The following is a 5,419-nucleotide window of genomic DNA, read 5'->3' as shown; positions in this document are numbered from 1 at the left end:
CAGCCGGAGCGCTCTCGACCGCGGGCTCAGGCTCTTCGACCTCCGTCACCTTCACGAACAGGTTCGGCACCCGCTCGGCACGATCGAGCAGCCAGGCCGCTCCGATCATGATGACGATGCCGACGACGGAGACCGCGAGCTGCTCCCACGTGCCCTTGGTGTACTGGGTCAGGATCCAGTGCGCCGAGAACGACAGGAAGACGCCGAGGCAGAAGATCGGCAGCGAATGCTGGCCGCAGAGGATGATTGGGCGCAGCCAGGCCCCGTGCAGCAGCCGCCATCGGCGCGAGATGAAATGGGTGATCCAGATCGCCAGCGCGAGGAAATGCGTGAAGCGCAGCATGTCGAGATCGGTCTTGTCGATCGGGTAGATCGCCTTGATCATCCATTTCGGGATCAGCGCCTCGAGCGCGGGGATATGCCAGGTCATCACGATCAGAAGCGCGAAGGCGAGCCAGGCCGCGGCCAGTGCCATCGCCGCCTTCGACCAGACCCATTTGGCAATCTTCTCGATCTGGCCGATGCCGCACCAGGCCGCGAACACGAACATCAGCTGCCAGCAGAACGGATTGAAGTACCATTTCGTGCCGGGCGGATATGAGGCGATGTTCCAGTCGAACCAGCGCGACAGCATGTAGAGCACCACGGACGCGGCGAGCGTAAGGTTCGGCCGGCGCACCAGGCACCACACGATGAAGGGCGAGGCGAACACCAGCGTGATGTAGAGCGGCAGCACGTCGAGATTGACCGGCTTGTATTTCAGGAGGATCGCCTGCCCGATCAGCTCGTCCGGATGCGACAGGAAGTTGAACACGTTGAACTCGTGCTCGTACATCGGATTGTCGAAGCGGCGCGCGGTGCGGGCGATCTGCGCCGTGAACAACAGGAACAGCATGATGTGGGCGACATACATCTCGGCCGCGCGCCGCCACAGCCGCTTCAGCGCCGCGAGAAACCAGCCGCCGGCGACGATCGGCCCGTAGATCCAGCCGACGAGATAGCCGGAGATGAAGACGAAGAACTCGGCGGCGTCGCTGAAGCCGTAATTGCGCAAGGTGAGCCAGGCCACGACGTCGTGCGGGATGTGATCGAGAAAGATCATCCACAGCCCGATGCCGCGGAACAGATCGAGCCGCAGGTCGCGCTCGACCGGAGCCAACAGCGCTGACTGGTCCCGTATGATCATGGCCCCAGCCTCTTTCCGGTGGGCGTCGCGCCAAAGCGGCGCCGGCAAAATCGGATGCTAAAAAATCTCAATCAAAAGTCACCTGGCCTTGCGGCCAGTGCCAACGGTAGCCGACCTTGGTGCGCGCGCAAGGGACTTTGTCATCGGAGCGGGCGGCACCGGCGGGCCGCGCTCTGCGCTGCACAAAGCGCGCGGCCTTGCAAAAACGTCGCAAACAACCCCATGCACAGTACAAGCGCCGCGCTAAGCTTTTGTTTTAACTGTAGGATTTTCATGACGTGTCGGGCAAATATCAGCCCGCGACGGCGCGGTCGCGGACCCGACCGTCAGCGGCGAGCAGGATCAGGTCAGCTCATCACCCCGGGCGAGCACCTCGTTCAGCATCGCCTCGGCCTTCTGCCTCAGCGGCAGCGCGCCGCTTTCGGATGCGATCGCGATCGTGCCGCGGAGCGCGGCGAGAATGGCCGCCTTGTTCTCCGCGCTCGAGGCCGGCGTCACGACGGCTTCGACGAACAGGGCCTCGGCCTCGAGGCCGGCGAACCCCTGCTGGCGGGCGGTGTTGCGCGCCTCGCGCAGCATGTTCTGCGCGGCCTGGGTATCGCCGAGGCGGGAGGTGGCCAGCGCCAGGTAGATCGAGCTGCGCAGCACCGCCGAGGTGTAGCCGACCGCCTTCGCCTCCTCGCGCGCCTCGCCGAGCATGCCGCGCGCGCGGTCGAACAGCCCCTGCTCCAGATAGGCGATGCCGAGATGGCAGGCGAGCACCGGCACGAACAGCCGGATGCCATGCTTCTGCGCCAGGACGAACCCCTCTTCGAGAATGGCAGCGGCCGCCGCCGGATCGTTGCGGCCGAGCTTCAGCCACCCGCCGCTAGAAGCCGCCGCGACACGGTCATAGGGACGGCCCGTCTCCTCCGCGATCGCCGCGGCCTGCTGCTGGAGCTGCTCGGCGGCATCGAGCTCGCCCATCACGGTGTGGGTGAAGCTCTTCATCATGCAGCAGAGGAGGAGCGTGTATTTTGGGGGAGTTCCGAAGGGCGCGCTTGCCTCCGGCCCCATGAGATTAGCGCGGCCTCGCGCCAACGTCTGCTCCGCTTCGCGATATCGACCAGCGAGAAAATAGGCCTGTCCGAGATTATATTGTGCAAGGTTGCGCCAACCCGGGTTGCCTGACTTCTCGGCGAGACCAACAACCTCCTGGCCAAGCGCAACCGCTTCAGTTGGCGTCCCGTAGAAGTTCTGTCCACCCGCCATGACGGTCATGGCGGCGACCTTTCTTCCGATGTCGTCAATTCCACTAGCCCGGCGTTCGGCCTCTTTTCCGAGATCGATCCACTCGGCAACCTGGCCGGACCAGATGAATGCCATTCGCGCTTCCATCCGGAGGTCAATTGCATCTGCCTCCCGCGAAGGAGTCATCGGTATTTTGTCGAGGGAACTCATCGCGATCCCGAAATAGTCGACCGCATCGGCATATGCCGAGCGCACAAGACATTTCTGCGCGGCACCCCTCCCGTACCCGAACGCTTTCAGCCAATCCTTCGCGCGCATTGCGTGGTAGCAAAGCGTGTCAGGACCGTCGCTCCATGTCTCGCTTTCGAAGGCCGCAAGAATTCGCGCATGTATATTTTCGCGCACCTTTTCGACCATCGACTCGTAGGTCACTTGGCGGACCATCTCGTGCTGGAACTCGATCGAGTCCTCAAGTTCACTATCGATCCTGACGAGGAGCTCGGCTCGGTCGAGCGCTCCAAGGCAATCCTGGAGAACGTCTTCGGGCAGCGCCGCGACGTTCCGCAGCATCATTACGCTTGAGCGTGGCCCCAGCGCCGCCGCTATTTGGAGAACCGAGCGCTCCTGCCTTGAGACACGATCGAGTCGCGCCGCAATCACGCCCTGAATGCTGGTGGGGATACCGAGCTCTTCAATGGGTCGAACGAGCGCAAGGTCACCCCACTGACCGCGAAGCGTGCCACTATCTTTCAGCCCACGGCAGACTTCCTCGAGAAACAGGGGAACGTTGGCAGTATGAGAGATGATCCGGTTCTTCAAATCGGTGTTCGTCGCCGACGGTCCGAGCATATCGGCCAACATGGCCAATCCCGAATCGTCATCCAGGGGGCGCATTGCAATCACTTCCGCGTGGCAGCGCGCGATCCACTCAGGCATGCCGTTCGGCCTGCTCGTGAGAAAAACTATCAGGTTGGGGCTCTGCAACGACGCGATTGCAGCAACAACCGTATCGCTGGCTCGGTCGATCCAGTGCAGGTCCTCGATGAGAAGAACGGTGCGCTGCTGGAGGGCCAAGCTTTGAACGATGGCGCAACTTGCATCGGAAATGGCACGCGCGCGCGCGTAAGGCTCCAACTCGCTCCAGCGAGGATCCTCGACCGGAATATCCAATATGGAATCGATCGCGAGTTGATGGATTGCCTGCAACTCCTTTCGGATGTCGACCAGACTATCCGAATCTCTGGCGATCACTTCGAAGATCGAAAGTATAGTACGCTTGAGCGCGCTGAACGGTACGCCCTGAAGGTTCGGGCTGCACTCAGCGTCGATCAACCGCCAGCCATCGGCCTTGAGCTCCTGGGCGAACTCATGTGCGAGCCGCGATTTTCCGATGCCTGCATCGCCGATCAGAAAGACCGTCTGCCGGCTTGCACTAGACCTCTCCGCGGCACGTCCCAACAGGGCCCGCTCGGTCGTGCGATCGACAAACCGCGAAACGCTCCGGGCTCGTCGCACCCGCCAGCTTGAAAGGTCGCTCGCTCCGACGACACGGTAGACCGGCAGCGGCTCGTTGAATCCGCGCAGCACCTTGACACCCAAGGATTCGAACCGGACATGTCCATCCGCGAGTTTCTGGCAGGCCTCCGACACGTAGATCTGATTGGCCTCGGCCGCTGCCTCCAGCCGCGCGGCAAGATGCTGAGCGGCTCCTCCGATCTCGTAGACCTTGGAAAACTCGCTGGCGACCATATAGGCGACGACGTGCCCCGAATGAAGGCCGACCCGAACCTGAAGTCCGGGATCGCCAAGACGGCCGACCCGCCGGACAAGCTCGATGGCCGCATGGCAGGCGAGCGGCGCATGGTTGTCGTCGGCGATCGGGGCACCAAAGACAGCGGCCAAGCCGTCCCCCAACTCCTTGCTGACGATGCCGCCAAACTGGCGTACCGCGCCCCTCATGGCCGCCAGCGCAGGCTCCAGGCGTGAGATGGCCTCCTCCGGCTCCAGTTCGGCAACAAGCCCTGTGGAGTCGATGACGTCGGCTCGGAGAATTGTCACAAACCGCCGCTCGCTGTCGGGATCAGCACGCCGACGTACCGCCGCCCCACACTTGGAGCACCAGCTATCGTCCGGATCAATCGCCGACTGACACGCGAAGCAATGCATTCCTGCGCCTTCAAGGATCGCGGCGTCGCTGTCGTCCAGCGCCCGCGAGCAACTGTGGTAAGAATACCTATCAAGAACCGCTTAGCAATCGGACTTGCCCATCGCCGTTTAGCGGGGCACGGTGCGGGTGGCGATCTGGACGAACCACAGTCCTGAGTGGTAGCGTACGCAAATCCCAGCAAAGATGGGGCATATATTCCGGCGGAGCCAGGTTGGCAAAACCAACCGGCGTCGCGGAGCTGTATGTATTTTCGCAAAGCCAAGGACATATTGAGGGAAAAGACGATGGGGTCGAGAACTTACACCGGGGCTTCATTCAAAGATTTGATGAACGACAATTATTTCCCTCTGGAAAACATGAAGAGGAGCGTGGACATCCTCAAGGCGTCGCCGGACATCCACGTGCCGACCCTGGAGTACGGCCAGTACCACCTGATCCTGACGCCGGCGGACAAATGGCCGGACGGGAGCGCGGCGTACTGGCACAAGGAGAAGGGACGGGCTCGCGTCGACCTCACCACGCAGCTGAATACGGTCCCGCTGTCCAAGGACGAGCCTGGCGTGATCCCGCTGACGCGATGCGCGCTGCTCGATGCCTGCGTGCGGAAATGCTTCAATTCCGAGCCGCCGATCCCGATGAAGACGAACATCATCACCCACACGGCGAGCGACGCCTATGCCGACCGGCACGAAATCCGGCTGGAGTGGGAGTACGACAACGGTGAGGACCAGGCGCCGACGCTGCTCCACCTGACGATGGTCTGTCCGTACAGGCCTTGATCTTCAGCTGATCCCGGGACTTCGACGTCCAATCCGGTCGTCCGCAACGTGTACGGG

The 5,419-nt window shown here is 62.4% G+C and carries 3 protein-coding genes; 1 reads left to right on the top strand and 2 read right to left on the bottom strand.

The annotated features are described in order from the left end of the window. Together ACXJL8_RS32795 and ACXJL8_RS32790 are read right to left on the bottom strand one after the other, a co-directional pair. On the bottom strand, positions 1–1,186 hold a 1,186-nt coding region (locus ACXJL8_RS32795), incomplete at its 3' end, for an OpgC domain-containing protein (RefSeq protein ID WP_456686284.1). A gap of 342 nt (positions 1,187–1,528) precedes the next feature. After that, positions 1,529–4,582, bottom strand: a complete 3,054-nt coding sequence (locus ACXJL8_RS32790) for an ATP-binding protein (RefSeq protein WP_456686283.1) — start codon at positions 4,580–4,582, stop codon at positions 1,529–1,531. A gap of 285 nt (positions 4,583–4,867) precedes the next feature. On the opposite strand from ACXJL8_RS32790, the gene ACXJL8_RS32785 reads away from it, so the two are divergent. After that, positions 4,868–5,362, top strand: a complete 495-nt coding sequence (locus tag ACXJL8_RS32785) for a hypothetical protein (RefSeq protein ID WP_456624371.1) — start codon at positions 4,868–4,870, stop codon at positions 5,360–5,362. Positions 5,363–5,419: the final 57 nt, after the last annotated feature.

This window comes from Bradyrhizobium sp. P5_C11_2 (assembly GCF_054049755.1).
This window is presented reverse-complemented; position numbering and strand designations above follow the sequence as displayed.

Excerpts from the sequence above, each read along its gene's own strand:
- ACXJL8_RS32790 (WP_456686283.1), bottom strand. The coding sequence starts at position 4,582 with ATGCATTGCTTCGCGTGTCAGTCGGCGATTGATCCGGACGATAGCTGG.
- ACXJL8_RS32785 (WP_456624371.1), top strand. The coding sequence starts at position 4,868 with ATGGGGTCGAGAACTTACACCGGGGCTTCATTCAAAGATTTGATGAAC.